This window comes from Pseudomonas sp. EMN2, assembly GCF_009650555.1.
Taxonomy (GTDB): Bacteria; Pseudomonadota; Gammaproteobacteria; order Pseudomonadales; family Pseudomonadaceae; genus Aquipseudomonas; species Aquipseudomonas sichuanensis.
Map to the genome: position 1 here is coordinate 185,377 of NZ_VZZR01000012.1, position 14,829 is coordinate 200,205.

Genomic DNA, 14,829 nt, shown 5'->3' on the forward strand with positions numbered 1-14,829 from the left:
GTCATCCCGGGGGAGACGCCACAGCAGAGCCGGGCCGGCAGCCCGAAAGCAGCCCACCTACAAAAGGAACGATCCCATGAGCAGCAGTATCACGACGGAGATGCCGGTAAGCGTGCCCGGTTTCCTGTCGAAGGAGCGCATCATCGCCCGTCCGGGCTTCAACCGCTGGCTGGTACCGCCGGCGGCCCTGGCCATTCACCTGTGCATCGGCATGGCCTACGGTTTCTCGGTGTTCTGGTTGCCGTTGTCCCAAGCCCTGGGCGTCAGCGCGCCGGTGGCGTGCGCGGCGGACATGGGCTTCGTCGCCCGCCTGTTCAGCGCCGAGTGCGACTGGCCGATCTCCATGCTCAGCTGGATCTACACCCTGTTCTTCGTCTTCCTCGGTTGCTCGGCCGCAGTGCTCGGCGGCTGGCTGGAGCACGCAGGTCCGCGCAAGGCTGGCCTGGTATCGGCACTGTGCTGGTGCGGCGGCCTGCTGATCTCGGCGATCGGCGTGAAGACCCATCAGCTGTGGCTGATGTGGCTCGGTTCGGGGGTAATCGGTGGTATCGGCCTGGGCCTGGGCTACATCTCGCCGGTGTCGACCCTGATCAAGTGGTTCCCGGACAAGCGCGGCATGGCCACCGGCATGGCGATCATGGGCTTTGGTGGTGGTGCCATGGTGGGCGCGCCGCTGGCGACCGCATTGATGGGCCACTTCGGCAGCGCCACTGAAGTCGGCGTGTGGCAGAGCTTCGTGGCCATGGCCGCGATCTACTTCGTGTTCATGACGGCCGGCGCCCTGGCCTACCGCGTGCCGCCCACCGGTTGGAAGCCAGAGGGCTGGACCCCGCCGGCGAAGAAGGCCAACGCCATGGTCACCGACCGCCACGTGCACGTGAGCGTGGCCTGGAAGACCCCGCAGTTCGCCCTGGTGTGGCTGGTGCTGTGCCTGAACGTCTCGGCCGGTATCGGCATTCTCGGCATGGCCTCGCCACTGCTGCAGGAAGTGTTCGCCGGCAAGCTGCTGGGCAACGAGCTGACCTTCAGCGAGTTGAACGCCGCGCAACTGGCGCAGATCGCCGCCATTGCCGCCGGCTTCACCGGCCTGCTCAGCCTGTTCAACATCGGCGGGCGCTTCTTCTGGGCGTCGTTCTCCGACTACATTGGCCGCAAGAACACCTACTTCGCCTTCTTCGCCCTGGGCGTGGGCCTCTACAGCCTGGTGCCGAACATGGGGCACATCGGTAACGTGGCGCTGTTCGTCGCGGCGTTCTGCATCATCCTGTCAATGTACGGTGGCGGCTTCGCCACGGTGCCGGCCTACCTGGCCGACCTGTTCGGCACGCAGATGGTCGGTGCCATCCACGGTCGCCTGCTGACCGCCTGGGCCGCCGCTGGCGTGCTGGGCCCGGTGCTGATCACCTACCTGCGTGAAGCGCAGCTGGCGGCAGGTGTGGAGCGGGCCGCGGCCTACGACATGACCCTGTACATCCTTGCCGGGCTGTTGGTGCTGGGCTTTGTCTGCAACATGCTGGTACGCCCGGTGGCCGACAAGTACTTCATGACCGAGGCCGAGCTGGCCGCGGAGCGTGCCCTGAGCCATGACAAGGGGGCCGACAGCGCGCGGTCGCTGGAATGGCATGCCGCGCCGGGCAGCCTGCCGTTGGTGCTGCTGGCCTGGGCCGTGGTGGTGATTCCGCTGGCCTGGGGGGTATGGATCACCCTGCAGAAGACGGCGGTGCTGTTCCACTGACGGTTGACAAAGCTGGCTGATTGGCTGGCAGTCTAGGCCTCATCGCGGGGCAAGCCCGCTCCCACGCTCTGTGGGAGCGGGCTTGCCCCGCGATGAGGTCGACAAAACCGGCTTGTATAGACCTGTAAGCCTGTCATCCCCCCGCAATTGCTTGCCCTGCCATATGTCATCCGCGTTTCAAGCCGGCGCGTTCTGGGCCTATAATGGAGCCCTTTTCGCCCAATGATTTTGCGGAGCTGGTGATGGTCGAACGTAAGGCTTCCGTCGAGCGCAATACCCTGGAAACCCAGGTCAAGTGCTCGATCAACCTCGATGGCACTGGTAAGGCCCGATTCGATATCGGTGTGCCTTTCCTTGAACACATGCTCGACCAGATCGCCCGGCACGGGCTGATCGATCTGGACATCGAATGCAAGGGCGACCTGCATATCGATGACCATCACACCGTCGAAGACGTCGGCATCACCCTCGGCCAGGCGTTTGCCCAGGCCATCGGTGACAAGAAAGGCATCTTCCGCTACGGCCACGCCTACGTGCCGCTCGACGAAGCGCTGTCGCGCGTGGTCATCGACTTCTCCGGCCGCCCGGGCCTGCAGATGCATGTCCCCTACACCCGTGCCAGCGTCGGTGGCTTCGACGTCGACCTGTTCCAGGAGTTCTTCCAGGGCTTCGTCAACCACGCCCTGGTGACCCTGCACATCGACAACCTGCGTGGCCATAACACCCACCACCAGATCGAGACCGTGTTCAAGGCCTTCGGCCGCGCGCTGCGCATGGCCGTGGAGCAGGACGAACGCATGGCCGGGCAGATGCCATCGACCAAAGGGTGCCTGTAAATGCAGACCGTAGCCGTAATCGACTATGGCATGGGCAACCTGCACTCGGTGGCCAAGGCCCTCGAGCACGTGGGTGCCGGCAAGGTGCTGGTCACCAGCGACGCCGCCGTCATTCGTGAAGCCGACCGCGTGGTGTTCCCCGGCGTTGGCGCGATCCGCGACTGCATGGCCGAAATCCGCCGCCTGGGCTTCGACAGCCTGGTCCGCGAAGTCAGCCAGGATCGCCCGTTCCTCGGCATCTGCGTGGGCATGCAAGCCCTGCTCGAGCACAGCGAAGAGAACGACGGCGTCGACTGCATCGGCCTGTTCCCAGGCCAAGTGCGCTTCTTCGGCAAAGACCTCAAGGAAGACGGCGAGCACCTGAAAGTGCCGCACATGGGTTGGAACGAAGTCGGCCAGACCATCGACCACCCGCTGTGGCATGACATTCCCGACCGCGCGCGCTTCTACTTCGTGCACAGCTACTACATCAATGCCGGCAAGCCGGGCCAGGTCGTCGGCCGCGGCCACTACGGCGTCGATTTCGCCGCCGCGCTGGCCGAGGGCTCGCGCTTCGCCGTGCAGTTCCACCCGGAGAAGAGCCATACCCATGGCCTGCAACTGCTGCAGAACTTCGTCGCCTGGGATGGGCGCTGGTAAATGAGCAGGTCGCGGACCAAGGCACCGATCCTCACGCTGGCCCCCGAGCAGGAGCGCGAAGCGCTCGACAAGCTCAAGCGCTTCCTCGAAGACCGTTTCGAGCTGGAGCTGGGGTCGTTCGAGGTGGCCGAGGTCCTCGAGGTGTTTTCCAGAGAAGTTGCTCCGTATTACTACAACAGGGCGATTGCCGATGTTCAGCTGCACCTCAAGGAGCGGTTCGAGAGCATCGAAAGCGACCTGTGGGCGCTCGAGAAGCCCTGAACTCAACGAACAAGACAGGTTTCCAAGATGCTGATTATCCCCGCTATCGATCTGAAGGACGGCGCCTGCGTGCGTCTGCGCCAAGGCCGCATGGAAGACTCCACGGTATTCTCCGACGACCCGGTGAGCATGGCCGCCAAATGGGTCGAAGGTGGCTGCCGCCGCCTGCACCTGGTCGACCTCAACGGCGCCTTCGAAGGCCAGCCGGTCAACGGTGAAGTGGTCACCGCCATCGCCAAGCGTTACCCGAACCTGCCGATCCAGATCGGCGGCGGCATCCGCTCGCTGGAAACCATCGAGCACTACGTCAAGGCCGGCGTCAGCCACGTGATCATCGGCACCAAGGCGGTCAAGCAGCCGGAGTTCGTCGCCGAGGCGTGCAAGGCCTTCCCAGGCAAGATCATCGTTGGCCTGGACGCCAAGGACGGCTTCGTCGCCACCGACGGCTGGGCCGAAGTGAGCACCGTGCAGGTCATCGACCTGGCCAAGCGCTTCGAGGCCGATGGCGTCTCGTCGATCGTCTACACCGACATCGCCAAGGACGGCATGATGCAGGGCTGCAACGTGCCCTTCACCAAGGCCCTGGCCGAAGCCACCTCGATCCCGGTGATCGCCTCGGGCGGCATCCACAACCTGGGTGACATCAAGGCCCTGCTGGACGCAAAAGCGCCGGGCATCATCGGCGCCATCACCGGCCGTGCCATCTACGAAGGCACCCTCGACGTCGCCGAGGCCCAGGCCTTCTGCGACAACTACCAAGGCTGAGGAACGACCATGGCACTGGCCAAGCGCATCATCCCTTGCCTGGACGTGGACAACGGCCGGGTGGTCAAGGGCGTCAAGTTCGAGAACATCCGCGATGCCGGTGACCCGGTGGAAATCGCCCGTCGCTACGACGAGCAGGGTGCCGACGAGATCACCTTCCTCGACATCACCGCCAGCGTCGATGGCCGTGACACCACCCTGCATACCGTCGAGCGCATGGCCAGCCAGGTGTTCATCCCGCTGACCGTAGGCGGTGGCGTGCGCACCGTGCAGGACATCCGCAACCTGCTCAACGCCGGTGCCGACAAGGTCTCGATCAACACCGCCGCGGTGTTCAACCCGGAGTTCGTGGGTGAGGCGGCCGACCGTTTCGGTTCGCAGTGCATCGTCGTCGCCATCGACGCCAAGAAGGTTTCCGGCCCGGGCGAAACGCCGCGCTGGGAGATTTTCACCCACGGCGGGCGCAAGCCTACCGGGCTGGATGCGGTGGAGTGGGCGAAGAAGATGGAAGGCCTGGGTGCCGGTGAGATCCTGCTGACCAGCATGGACCAGGACGGCATGAAGAATGGTTTCGACCTGGGCGTGACCCGCGCCATCAGCGATGCCCTGGGGATCCCGGTGATCGCCTCCGGTGGTGTGGGCAACCTGCAGCACCTGGCCGATGGGATCCTGGAAGGGCATGCCAGCGCGGTGCTGGCGGCGAGCATCTTCCACTTCGGCGAGTACACGGTGCCTGAAGCCAAGGCCTACATGGCTTCGCGCGGGATCGTCGTTCGCTGATTTTCCAGGCAATGTGAGCAACTGTGGGAGCGGGCTTGCCCCGCGATGGCGATGGCACATTCACCATCGCATCGCGGGGCAAGTCGCAGCGGCGAACCGCCGCTCCCACGTTGTTATCCCCTTAAAACTGTGTCAGCCGTGGGTCTTGCCCAACAGCGCGTGATACAGCTCCGTATCCCCCAGAATCCCCACCAGCTTGTCGTTCTCCTGCAGCACCAGCTTGTTACCGGTCTGGTAACGAATCTGCAGTGCTTCGCGCATGCCGATGTCGGCATGCACCACGGTCGGCCGGCGATCCAGCCCTTCCACAGCCTGCCCCGGCACCCAGTTCTGCATGTCCAGCCCATTCTGCCCCTGGCGTGCGCGCTTGATCGAGTTGCCTTCGCCCAGGTCCAGCCACGAGTCGCCGCCCGGGTCCAGGCACACCGAGCCGTTGACCCGTTTGCACTTGTCCAGGGTGCGCATCAGGCTGCGGCCGCACAGTACGTTCAGCGGGTTGGTGTGGGCGACGAAGGTGCGCACGTACTCGTCGGCCGGGTTCAGCACGATCTCCTCGGGCTTGCTGTACTGGATGATCCGACCGTCCTTCATGATGGCGATGCGGCTGCCCAGCTTCAGGGCTTCGTCCAGGTCGTGGCTGACGAACACGATGGTCTTGCTCAGCTTGCTTTGCAGGGCCAGCAGCTCATCCTGCAGGCCTTGGCGGATCAATGGGTCGAGGGCCGAGAACGGTTCGTCCATCAGCAGGATGTCGGCGTCCATCGCCAGCGCCCGGGCCAGGCCCACGCGCTGCTGCATGCCGCCGGACAGCTCGTCGGGCTTCTTGTTGCGCCACTGGGTCAGGCCCACCAGTTCAAGCTTTTCGTCCACCAGCTTGCGCCGTTCCTTCTCCGGGCGGCCCTGCATTTCCAGGCCGAAGCTGATGTTCTCGCGCACCGTCAGCCAGGGCATCAGGGCGAACTTCTGGAACACCATGGCGATGCGCTTGGTGCGCATCATCTTCAGCTCCGCCGGGGTGCAGTGGGCGATGTCGATGTGCTTGCCTTCGTGCTCGACGAACAGCTTGCCGCGGCTGACGGTGTTCAGGCCGTTGATGCAGCGCAAGAGGCTCGACTTGCCCGAGCCGGACAGGCCCATGAGCACGCAGATCTCGCCCTTGTTGATGTCCAGGTTGGCCTTCTCGACACCGACCACCAGGCCGGTCTGCTTGAGGATCTGTTCGCGGGTCTTGCCTTCGTCCAGCAGCGACAGCGCCTCGCGCGGCTTGCTGGAGAAGATGACGTCGACGTCTTCGAAACGAATGATGCTCATGCCTCACCCCTTACCGGCAGTTCCGGTTGCTTGCAGATACGGTCCAGCATGATCGCCAGCAGCACGATCGCCAGGCCCGCTTCGAAGCCGAGCGAGATATCGGCGGTGTTCAGTGCGTTGACTACAGGTTTGCCCAGGCCGTCGGCGCCCACCAGGGCGGCGATCACCACCATCGACAGCGACAGCATGATGCATTGCGTCACGCCGGCGGCGATGCTCGGCATGGCGTGGGGCAGTTCGATGCGGGTCAGCAGCTGGCGGCGCGAGCAGCCGAAGGCCTTGCCGGCGTCGAGCAGCTCCTGCGGTACGTCGCAGATACCCAGGTAAGTGAGGCGGATGGGCGCGGCGATGGCGAACACCACCGTCGAGATCAGCCCCGGCACCACGCCCAGGCCGAACAGGGTCAGCGTGGGGATCAGGTACACGAAGGTGGGTACGGTCTGCATCAGGTCCAGCACCGGGCGCATGCCGGTGTAGAACATCGGCTTGTGGGCGGCGACGATGCCCAGCGGCACGCCGATGGCCACGCACACCACGGTGGCGAAGCTCACTTGTGCCAGGGTTTCCATGGTTTCCTGCCAGTACCCCAGGTTGAGGATCAGCAGGAACGACAGGGCGACGAATACGGTAAGGGCCCATTTGCGCTGGATCAGGTGCGCGAGGGCGGCGAACAGGGCGATGAGCACGAACGGGTTGAACCAGGTCAGGGCGCCGGTGACCCCATGGATCATGAATTCCAGGCCCTTGGCGATGGCGTCGAAGTAATCGGCGCCATTCTGGGTCAACCATTCGACGAATGAGGCGATGTACTGCCCCAGGGGTATTTTCTGATCGATAAGCATGATAGCGAGCTTCCACCTGCAAAGATTGAAATCAGTTCGGGGTGGGCACGGTCCCACCCCGCGGTGTTGCCATAGCGCCTTGCGTTATTGCGTCAGTTTGGCCTTGGCCGCCTCAAGGCCGGGTTTGCCATCCACGGTCGTCACCCCTGCCAGCCAGGTGTCGAGCACTTGCGGGTTGTTCTTCAGCCACGCCTTGGCGGCTGCGTCGGCTTTCATCTTGTCGTCCAGCACCTTGCCCATCAGCTCGCTTTCCATGTCGAGGGTGAACGACAGATTCTTCAACAGCTGGCCCACGTTGCTGCATTCCTGCGCATAGCCTTTGCGGGTGTTGGTCAGCACGGTGGCCTTGCCGAAGTCGGGGCCGAAGAACTCATCGCCACCGGTGAGGTACTTCATGGCGAAGCGCTTGTTCATCGGGTGCGGTTCCCAGCCCAGGAACACCACCGCCTCACCCCGTTTCTGCGCCCGGTCGACCTGCGACAGCATGCCCGCCTCGCTGGACTGCACCAGCTTGAAGCCGGCGGTCTTGAGGCCGAAGGCGTCCTTGTCGATCATGCTCTGGATGGTACGGTTGCCGTCGTTGCCCGGCTCGATGCCGTAGATCTTGCCTTCGAGTTCCTTCTTGAACTTGGGAATGTCGCTGAAGTCCTTCAGGCCCTTGTCATACAGCGCCTGGGGCACCGCCAGGGTGTACTTGGCGTTCTCCAGGTTGGCGCGCACGGTTTCGACGGTACCGGCATCGCGGTACTGCTTGATGTCGTTTTCCATGGTCGGCATCCAGTTGCCGAGGAACACGTCGAGGTCCTTGCCCCCGGCCAGCGACTTGTAGGTCACCGGCACCGAGATCATGTTGGTGTGGGTCTTGTACCCCAGGGCCTCGAGCACCACGCTGGTCATCGCGGTGGTCACGGTGATGTCGGTCCAGCCGACGTCGGAGAACCGTACCGTCTGGCACTGTTCGGGTTCTGCAGCCTGGGCCAGCAATGGAGCGGATAACATCGCAACCAGCAACAGCGAGGGTGAAGCTTTCATAGGTGGACTCCTGTGATTTTATCTTCGGGTTCGCGGGGGCCGTCGGCGCTTTCTAGGGGGCCGATCGGCCAGGCCTGCAGAGGGCAGGATGCGAGGCCGTGCAAAACGAGTCGCTTTCGATAATCCTCCAGCGTTCGGCAATCGCCTACTGGTGGCGTCGTATCCAGTACAGGACGGGTCGCATCCAGTACGGGCGATGTCGCAACTGGATTTTTCCACCCCCATGCCCGGGTTTTTACGCCCTTCGAGCGCTGCAAAACGCCGCGAACCGGTGCGGATCAGTGCGGCGCAGGCGGACAAAAGTACGTCGGTTGCAGACGGCGAGGGGGTGGGCAAAAGCCCGATGATGCGAGCATTCCAAGGCGGCTCGACGCTTCAGCCTAGCAGTTGTGCAAGGCGGCGTTTGGCGCGACCAGGCAAGCCCATCAAGAGGTGAAGCGACAATGGCCATCAGCGTGTTCGACCTGTTCAAGATCGGTGTCGGGCCTTCCAGCTCCCACACCGTCGGCCCCATGCGCGCCGGCGCCCTGTTCGTCCAGGGCCTGCGCCAACGCGGCGAGCTGGAGCAGGTGCGGCGCATCGAAGTGCGGCTGTATGGCTCGCTGTCGGCCACCGGTGTCGGGCACGGCACCGACAGCGCCACCATCATGGGCCTGATGGGCGAATGGCCCGACGCCATCGACCCGACCCAGATCACCCCACGCATCGCCGACCTGCGCGAAACCAACGTGCTCAAGCTCGACAGCCGCCTGCCCATCGAATTCGTCTGGGCCCGCGACATGCTGCTGCTGGACGAGAACCTGCCGTACCACCCCAACGCCATGACCCTGGTGGCCGAAGGCGAGGGCGGCGAACTGCACCGTGACACCTACTATTCGGTGGGCGGCGGTTTCGTGGTCGATGCCGCCCAGGCCGCGAGCGGCGTGCTCGACGCTGACCAGACCGTGCTGCCCTACGATTTCAACAGCGCCGCCGAGCTGCTGCGCCTGTGCAAGCAAAACGACCTGCGCGTGTCGCAATTGATGCTGGAGAACGAAAAGATCTGGCGCAGCGAAGAAGAGATTCGCGCCGGCCTGCTCAAGCTCTGGAGCGCCATGCAGGAATGCGTGAGCAACGGCCTCAAGCACGAGGGCACCTTGCCCGGCGGGCTCAATGTGCGCCGCCGCGCCGCCAAGCTGCACCGCAGCCTGCAGGAGATCGGCAAACCCAACGTGATCGGCTCGACCATGAGCGCCATGGAGTGGGTCAACCTGTTCGCCCTGGCGGTCAACGAAGAAAACGCCGCCGGCGGGCGCATGGTGACCGCGCCTACCAACGGCGCGGCGGGGATCATCCCGGCCGTGCTGCACTACTACATGCGTTTCTCCGACGTGGTGGACGAGTCCAACGTTGTCGACTTCTTCCTCGGTGCGGCAGCCGTCGGCATCCTGTGCAAGAAGAACGCTTCGATTTCTGGCGCCGAAGTTGGCTGCCAGGGCGAGGTCGGCTCGGCCTGCGCCATGGCCGCCGCGGGCCTGGCCGAGGTGCTCGGGGCCACCCCGGCGCAGCTGGAAAACGCCGCCGAGATCGCCCTGGAACACAACCTCGGGCTGACCTGCGACCCGGTCGGTGGCCTGGTCCAGGTGCCCTGCATCGAGCGCAACGCCATCGCTGCGGTGAAAGCCATCAACGCCGTGCAGATGGCCCTGCGTGGCGACGGCGAGCACTTCATCTCCCTCGACCAGGTGATCCGCACCATGCGTGACACCGGCGCCGACATGCACGACAAGTACAAGGAAACCTCGCGCGGGGGCCTCGCGGTCAGCGCCATCGAGTGCTGATGCGCCGTTTCTGCCCGCGCCCGGCCGCTGCGCCACATTTTGGCGCAGCGCTTGTCATCTACCGGTTGTCGGCTGTCGTTACCGGTAGGGTCGTTGTCGGTGACACTCAAGTCTGTCGCATCTGGGCAAGCTACCCAGCAGTGCTACCGAATTGCTCAGCCGATTCACCCGCAGGCGCTGGCGCGCCTGTTTGCGTTTAGGTCTACGCTCGATCCAGAGCCCGCTGCACGCCGCTTGTCGAGGTCGTTTTTGGGTTTTATTGGATGAGCGTTCAATTTCAGGCATGCCATTTGCGTTGAGATTGGCAAAGCCCCTGCATACGAAACGGGGCCATTACAAGAACAGTGCTCGCCTGAGGCACACCCTGCATTGTGTGAGGAGAAATCGCGATGACGTCGTACACCTCCGGGACCCCAACCCAGAACCGCACAGCACCCCAGTCCATTGGTTTTCTCCTGTTGGACAACTTCACCCTCATTTCCCTGGCGTCGGCAGTCGAACCGCTGCGCATGGCCAACCAGCTGTCCGGCCGTGAGCTGTACCGCTGGCACACCCTGACCGCCGACGGCGGCCAGGTGTGGGCCAGCGATGGCCTGCAGATCACCCCCGACGCCGCCATGCACAGCGCCCCGCCGATCGACACCGTGATCGTCTGCGGCGGCGTGGGCATCCAGCGCACCGTCACCCGTGAGCACGTCACCTGGCTGCAGGCCCAGGCCCGCCAGTCGCGCCGCCTCGGTGCGGTGTGCACCGGCAGCTGGGCGCTGGCCTGTGCCGGCCTGCTCGATGGTTTTGATTGCAGCGTGCACTGGGAATGCCTGGCCGCGATGCAGGAAGCCTACCCGCGGGTGAACATGAGCACCCGCCTGTTCACCCTCGACCGCAACCGCTTCACCAGCTCCGGCGGCACCGCGCCGCTGGACATGATGCTGCACCTGATCAGCCGCGATCACGGCCGCGAACTGTCGGCGGCGATTTCCGAGATGTTCGTCTACGAGCGCATCCGCAACGAACAGGACCACCAGCGCGTGCCGCTCAAGCACATGCTCGGCACCAACCAGCCGAAGCTGCAGGAAATCGTCGCGCTGATGGAAGCCAACCTGGAAGAGCCGATCGACCTCGACGAACTGGCGGTGTACGTGGCGGTGTCGCGGCGCCAGCTCGAGCGCCTGTTCCAGAAGTACCTGCACTGCTCGCCGTCGCGCTATTACCTCAAGCTGCGCCTGATTCGCGCACGGCAGTTGCTCAAGCAGACGCCCATGTCGATCATCGAGGTGGCCTCGGTGTGCGGCTTCGTTTCCACCCCGCACTTCTCCAAGTGCTACCGCGAGTACTTCGGCATTCCGCCGCGCGACGAGCGTGTGGGCTCCAACACCACCCAGCAGGTGGCGATGATGCCGATCCCGCAGGCCATGGCCCTGTCGCCGCACAGCGGCCCGCTGGCCGCCCTGAGCCAGGCGCGCAACGAGTCGACCTTCGCCAGCGTCAGGCTCTGATACCGCGTCGCTTTTTTCGCGGGTAAACCCGCTCCCACAGGTACTGCACCCTCTTCAAGAGCGATGCAGTACCTGTGGGAGCGGGTTTACCCGCGAAGAGGGCCTAAACGACAACATCGATCCTTCTGTTGATAATGATTCTCGTCAACAGGTAACATCGCCGCCCCCGAAAGCACCCTGGCATACCACCCCGTGGCGGACGACAAACTGCAGCTCTACCTGGCCCACCGCCCGGCACTGGTCGATTACGCCACGCCCATCGTCGGCTGCCGCGCCCGCGCCGAGGATGTGGTGCAGGAAGCCTGGCTGCGCTTCAGCCGCCAGCCAGGCGATGCCGACATCCGCCACCCCGCCAGCTACCTCTACCGCATTGTGCGCAACCTGGCCCTAGACCAGACCCGCCGCACGGCCACGGAAAGAGCCCAGCCGGGCGGTGACGAGATCCTCGCCGAACTGCCCGCCAGCGACGCTTCGCCCGAGCAGGCGGTCAGCCAGCAGAACGAGCTCGCCGCCATCAGCCGCGCCCTCGAAACGCTGCCTCTGCGCACCCGCACCGCCTTCGAAATGCACCGCCTCGGCGGTTTCACCTTGCAGCAGGTGGCCAGCCATCTGGACGTCTCGGTCAGCCTGGTGCACCAGCTGGTGCGCGATGCCCTGCGCCATTGCCTGGAGCAGCTGGAGGACGACCTGTGAAAAAACTTCAGGCTGCCGCGTCTTTTGCTCAACGGGCCGACTCTGTGCGACCCTTCGCGCCCCCGAGCCCCCAGGAGACTTGCCGGACATGACGCCCGCAGACCTCACCGCCAGCCGCCGCGAGCAGGCGCTGGACTGGCTCCTGCGCCTGCAGCAGGCCCCGCATGATGTGCCCCTGCGCGAGCAGTTCGAGCAGTGGCTGGCCGACGATGCCGGCAACCCCGATGCCTACCGCAAGGCCGAGCGGCTGTGGCGGCTCAGCGGCCAGCTGGCGCCGGCGACCGCCGAGCTATGGCCTGCCAAGGCCGAGGTGGTCAGCCTGCCGGTACGGCGCAAAACCCCGCGGCGCTGGTGGCTGGGCGCCGCCGTGGCCGCTTGCCTGATGCTGGCCGTGGCCCCCACTCTCACCTTGCGCCTGCAGGCCGACTACCGCACAGCCCTGGGTGAAACCCGCGACATCACCCTGGCCGACGGCAGCGTGGTGCAACTGGACAGCGACACCGCCATCGCCGTGGACTATGCCGGCGATCACCGCGACGTGCGCCTGCTGGCCGGCCAGGCGTTCTTCGAAGTGATGCCCGACAAGGGCAAGCCGTTTCACGTGCGCGCCGAAGGGGTGCGGGTGACGGTCACCGGCACCGCCTTCAATGTCGAGTTGAGGCCGGGCAGGGTGGGTGTGGATGTGCAGCATGGTTCGGTGCGGGTCGAGGACTCGGCCCGCGTGCTGGCCGCCGCGCTGACCGCCGGGCAACGCCTGCGCTACCTCGACGGCCAGGCCCAGGTGAGCACCTTTGCGCCTTCGCAAACCGCGGCCTGGCGCCAGGGCCAATTGATCGCCGATGACCAGCCAGTGGCCGAGCTGGTGCGCGAGCTGGCGCACTACCTGCCGGGCAAGGTGCTGCTGCGCGACGACGCGCTGGGCGGCAAGCGCGTGACCGGCGTGTATGACCTGCGCAAGCCCGAAGTGGCCTTGCGTGCGGTGGTCCGGCCCCATGGCGGCGAGGTGCGCAGCTATGGACCGTGGCTGCTGGTGCTGAGCAAGCCTTGAAACCGCCGGCCCTGACGCAGGCCCTGTAGGAGCAACTGTCTTGCTCAAAATCTGAAAAGCCTGCGCGATCCCTGTGGGAACGGGCTTGCCCCGCGATTAGCCGCCGCGCTTCAAGAAAACGCGAATTCTCGCTACACAAGTTCGGCCCCGATTCTGGTATCCGAGAGCAACCACCCGAACAGAGATGCTGCTGGCGGAACGAATGCAAACACTGCCGTGACTCATACGGTGATTGTAATGCGTCGTATGTGAACAGATTCAAGCTCGAAAGCCGCGCGGGCGGCTCTCGGCCTCACAGGCGCTGCAAAGGTTGTGGCGAGCACCTGCATGCCCTGATGCAACCATAAGCCAGGCATCTATCCCTCGTGGGAGCCGGCTTGCCGGCGAAAGGGTCGCAAAGCGACCCTGTGCTGTTTCAGTTCAACGATTCACCCTGTTCATCCCCCGCTCCACATCGTTGATCAGCGCCTTGGCCATATCGCTCAAGATGCGTGCCGCACTCCCCGCCAGCAGGTCTCCTTCCATTTCCGCTTCGGTGGACAGGTGGCGGATACAGCCGAGCAACACCGAGATCTCATCCAATACCCGCACCAGCGGAATGCCCGGCTGCACGCGGAACAGCTCCAGGCAGGTTTCGCGGCCCTCGGTGGTGCAGGTTTTCAGGTCGTCACTCATGGGCGTGGCTCCTGGGCACCGTCGCAGCGGGCCATCGTGTGTTCGACCAGGGCACGCGCCATATCGGCGGCGTAGGCGGCGTTGCTGAGCATGTGCAGGCCAAGGTCGCCGGCGTGCAGCCGGCAGTGTTCGTCCAGGGTCTCGCTCACGCCGCGCAGCAGCTGGCTGGCGTGGGCCAGGGCGTCGGGGGTGGGCAGGTCGGTTTGGAGGGTGAAATAGGGGATGAAGCGAGGTGGGTCGGGGACGCGTTTTTTCATGATGAATCTCCGTATGACGTAGTCGGAACTGCCGTCCTCCTCGTCTCACGGATTTGGGTGGCAGTCGTACACGGGGTGAGACCCGGGGCATACGGAAAACCCGGCCAGGCATAGCCTGCCCGTGCACGACCACCATCAAGCGGTGCTTACGTATGCCAACCGGGTGTCTCACGCCCGATCGCCAAAAAGGCGACCCGAGGACGTTATTCCTGAGGCATTCCACCGACAACATCGAAGCTTCTGCAAGCTACGTAGGATACGTCCCAAGCCCTGCGGAGCTGTAGGATTTGGTTTCATTTTCGGAAATGTCGCACGGGTTTCTGGCAATTCCTTGCGACGGACCGCGTCAAGGCCACCAGGTGTTCGCCGAAAGCCTTGCAGCGCCTATGAGATCGAGCGCCGCCCGCGCGGCGCATCGCTGGCAAGTCGCAGCGGCGAACCGCAACTCCCACATCTGTTTCGGGCCAGTCACTCCTGCACTGTTATCACTGTCCGCCTTGTTGGTTCGACGCGGTTTCAGCGTGTGCGTTGCCGCCGCCTCGCATGACTCAAGGCATGCACCAAGGCAGGCGCTACTTCACTCACAGGAATAATTGGCCCGAAACAGATGTAGGAGCGGCCGATCTGCCCCGCCATAAA

Annotated in this window: 15 protein-coding genes; 10 read left to right on the forward strand and 5 right to left on the reverse strand. The window is 64.4% G+C overall.

The genetic code is table 11. The features are described 5' to 3' along the window. The first annotated feature begins 76 nt into the window (after positions 1–76). The 6 genes from F6X61_RS05295 to hisF all read left to right on the forward strand — a co-directional run bounded on the left by F6X61_RS05295 (position 77) and on the right by hisF (position 5,016). Positions 77–1,735, forward strand: coding sequence for an OFA family MFS transporter (locus tag F6X61_RS05295; protein ID WP_125462255.1), 1,659 nt, complete (start codon positions 77–79; stop codon positions 1,733–1,735). 242 nt (positions 1,736–1,977) lie between these two features. Continuing rightward, positions 1,978–2,571 carry an imidazoleglycerol-phosphate dehydratase HisB gene (gene hisB / locus F6X61_RS05300; RefSeq protein ID WP_110992314.1) on the forward strand — a complete coding sequence of 198 codons (594 nt, stop codon included), beginning with the start codon at positions 1,978–1,980 and terminating at the stop codon, positions 2,569–2,571. Further along, positions 2,572–3,210 carry an imidazole glycerol phosphate synthase subunit HisH gene (hisH, locus tag F6X61_RS05305; protein WP_110992246.1) on the forward strand — a complete coding sequence of 213 codons (639 nt, stop codon included), beginning with the start codon at positions 2,572–2,574 and terminating at the stop codon, positions 3,208–3,210. It abuts the gene before it with no gap. After that, a complete protein-coding gene (locus F6X61_RS05310; protein ID WP_153785706.1) occupies positions 3,211–3,471 on the forward strand; it encodes a DUF2164 domain-containing protein in 261 nt (86 codons plus the stop codon). 27 nt (positions 3,472–3,498) lie between these two features. Beyond that, entirely contained in the window at positions 3,499–4,236 is a 738-nt protein-coding gene (gene hisA / locus F6X61_RS05315; protein WP_110992248.1) for a 1-(5-phosphoribosyl)-5-[(5-phosphoribosylamino)methylideneamino]imidazole-4-carboxamide isomerase, read from the forward strand. 9 nt (positions 4,237–4,245) lie between these two features. Continuing rightward, complete coding sequence (hisF, locus tag F6X61_RS05320; protein WP_023629858.1) at positions 4,246–5,016, forward strand: imidazole glycerol phosphate synthase subunit HisF; 771 nt, start codon at positions 4,246–4,248, stop codon at positions 5,014–5,016. Between the two features lie 132 nt (positions 5,017–5,148). Here hisF and choV read toward each other — a convergent pair whose 3' ends face one another. The 3 genes from choV to F6X61_RS05335 form a co-directional block, all read right to left on the reverse strand. Continuing rightward, positions 5,149–6,327 (reverse strand): choline ABC transporter ATP-binding protein, encoded by a 1,179-nt coding sequence (gene choV, locus F6X61_RS05325; protein WP_153785707.1) that lies wholly within the window; start codon positions 6,325–6,327, stop codon positions 5,149–5,151. Next, the gene (choW, locus tag F6X61_RS05330; protein ID WP_178125776.1) at positions 6,324–7,172 is read right to left on the reverse strand and encodes a choline ABC transporter permease subunit; all 849 of its coding nucleotides are present in this window, start codon (positions 7,170–7,172) and stop codon (positions 6,324–6,326) included. The genes choV and choW overlap by 4 nt, the downstream gene beginning before the upstream one ends. Before the next feature lie 81 nt (positions 7,173–7,253). Then, positions 7,254–8,201, reverse strand: coding sequence for a choline ABC transporter substrate-binding protein (locus F6X61_RS05335; protein ID WP_110992252.1), 948 nt, complete (start codon positions 8,199–8,201; stop codon positions 7,254–7,256). A gap of 443 nt (positions 8,202–8,644) precedes the next feature. On the opposite strand from F6X61_RS05335, the gene F6X61_RS05340 reads away from it, so the two are divergent. From F6X61_RS05340 to F6X61_RS05355, 4 genes are all read left to right on the forward strand, one after another. Then, the gene (locus F6X61_RS05340; protein ID WP_153785708.1) at positions 8,645–10,021 is read left to right on the forward strand and encodes an L-serine ammonia-lyase; all 1,377 of its coding nucleotides are present in this window, start codon (positions 8,645–8,647) and stop codon (positions 10,019–10,021) included. Positions 10,022–10,410: 389 nt separating this feature from the next. Further along, a complete protein-coding gene (locus F6X61_RS05345; RefSeq protein ID WP_110992254.1) occupies positions 10,411–11,517 on the forward strand; it encodes a GlxA family transcriptional regulator in 1,107 nt (368 codons plus the stop codon). 192 nt (positions 11,518–11,709) lie between these two features. Then, positions 11,710–12,210, forward strand: a complete 501-nt coding sequence (locus F6X61_RS05350) for a sigma-70 family RNA polymerase sigma factor (protein WP_153785709.1) — start codon at positions 11,710–11,712, stop codon at positions 12,208–12,210. Between the two features lie 88 nt (positions 12,211–12,298). Continuing rightward, entirely contained in the window at positions 12,299–13,258 is a 960-nt protein-coding gene (locus F6X61_RS05355) for a FecR family protein (RefSeq protein ID WP_153785710.1), read from the forward strand. 420 nt (positions 13,259–13,678) lie between these two features. Here the strand turns inward: F6X61_RS05355 and F6X61_RS05360 are convergent, their stop codons facing one another. Together F6X61_RS05360 and F6X61_RS05365 are read right to left on the reverse strand one after the other, a co-directional pair. Then, positions 13,679–13,933, reverse strand: coding sequence for a DUF3077 domain-containing protein (locus tag F6X61_RS05360; protein WP_153785711.1), 255 nt, complete (start codon positions 13,931–13,933; stop codon positions 13,679–13,681). After that, complete coding sequence (locus tag F6X61_RS05365) at positions 13,930–14,190, reverse strand: hypothetical protein (RefSeq protein ID WP_153785712.1); 261 nt, start codon at positions 14,188–14,190, stop codon at positions 13,930–13,932. The genes F6X61_RS05360 and F6X61_RS05365 overlap by 4 nt, the downstream gene beginning before the upstream one ends. Between the last annotated feature and the right edge of the window lie 639 nt (positions 14,191–14,829).

Excerpts from the sequence above, each read along its gene's own strand:
- F6X61_RS05335 (WP_110992252.1), bottom strand. The coding sequence starts at position 8,201 with ATGAAAGCTTCACCCTCGCTGTTGCTGGTTGCGATGTTATCCGCTCCA.
- F6X61_RS05310 (WP_153785706.1), top strand. The coding sequence starts at position 3,211 with ATGAGCAGGTCGCGGACCAAGGCACCGATCCTCACGCTGGCCCCCGAG.
- F6X61_RS05365 (WP_153785712.1), bottom strand. The coding sequence starts at position 14,190 with ATGAAAAAACGCGTCCCCGACCCACCTCGCTTCATCCCCTATTTCACC.
- F6X61_RS05340 (WP_153785708.1), top strand. The coding sequence starts at position 8,645 with ATGGCCATCAGCGTGTTCGACCTGTTCAAGATCGGTGTCGGGCCTTCC.
- hisB (WP_110992314.1), top strand. The coding sequence starts at position 1,978 with ATGGTCGAACGTAAGGCTTCCGTCGAGCGCAATACCCTGGAAACCCAG.
- hisF (WP_023629858.1), top strand. The coding sequence starts at position 4,246 with ATGGCACTGGCCAAGCGCATCATCCCTTGCCTGGACGTGGACAACGGC.
- choV (WP_153785707.1), bottom strand. The coding sequence starts at position 6,327 with ATGAGCATCATTCGTTTCGAAGACGTCGACGTCATCTTCTCCAGCAAG.
- F6X61_RS05345 (WP_110992254.1), top strand. The coding sequence starts at position 10,411 with ATGACGTCGTACACCTCCGGGACCCCAACCCAGAACCGCACAGCACCC.
- F6X61_RS05360 (WP_153785711.1), bottom strand. The coding sequence starts at position 13,933 with ATGAGTGACGACCTGAAAACCTGCACCACCGAGGGCCGCGAAACCTGC.
- F6X61_RS05295 (WP_125462255.1), top strand. The coding sequence starts at position 77 with ATGAGCAGCAGTATCACGACGGAGATGCCGGTAAGCGTGCCCGGTTTC.
- hisA (WP_110992248.1), top strand. The coding sequence starts at position 3,499 with ATGCTGATTATCCCCGCTATCGATCTGAAGGACGGCGCCTGCGTGCGT.
- hisH (WP_110992246.1), top strand. The coding sequence starts at position 2,572 with ATGCAGACCGTAGCCGTAATCGACTATGGCATGGGCAACCTGCACTCG.
- F6X61_RS05355 (WP_153785710.1), top strand. The coding sequence starts at position 12,299 with ATGACGCCCGCAGACCTCACCGCCAGCCGCCGCGAGCAGGCGCTGGAC.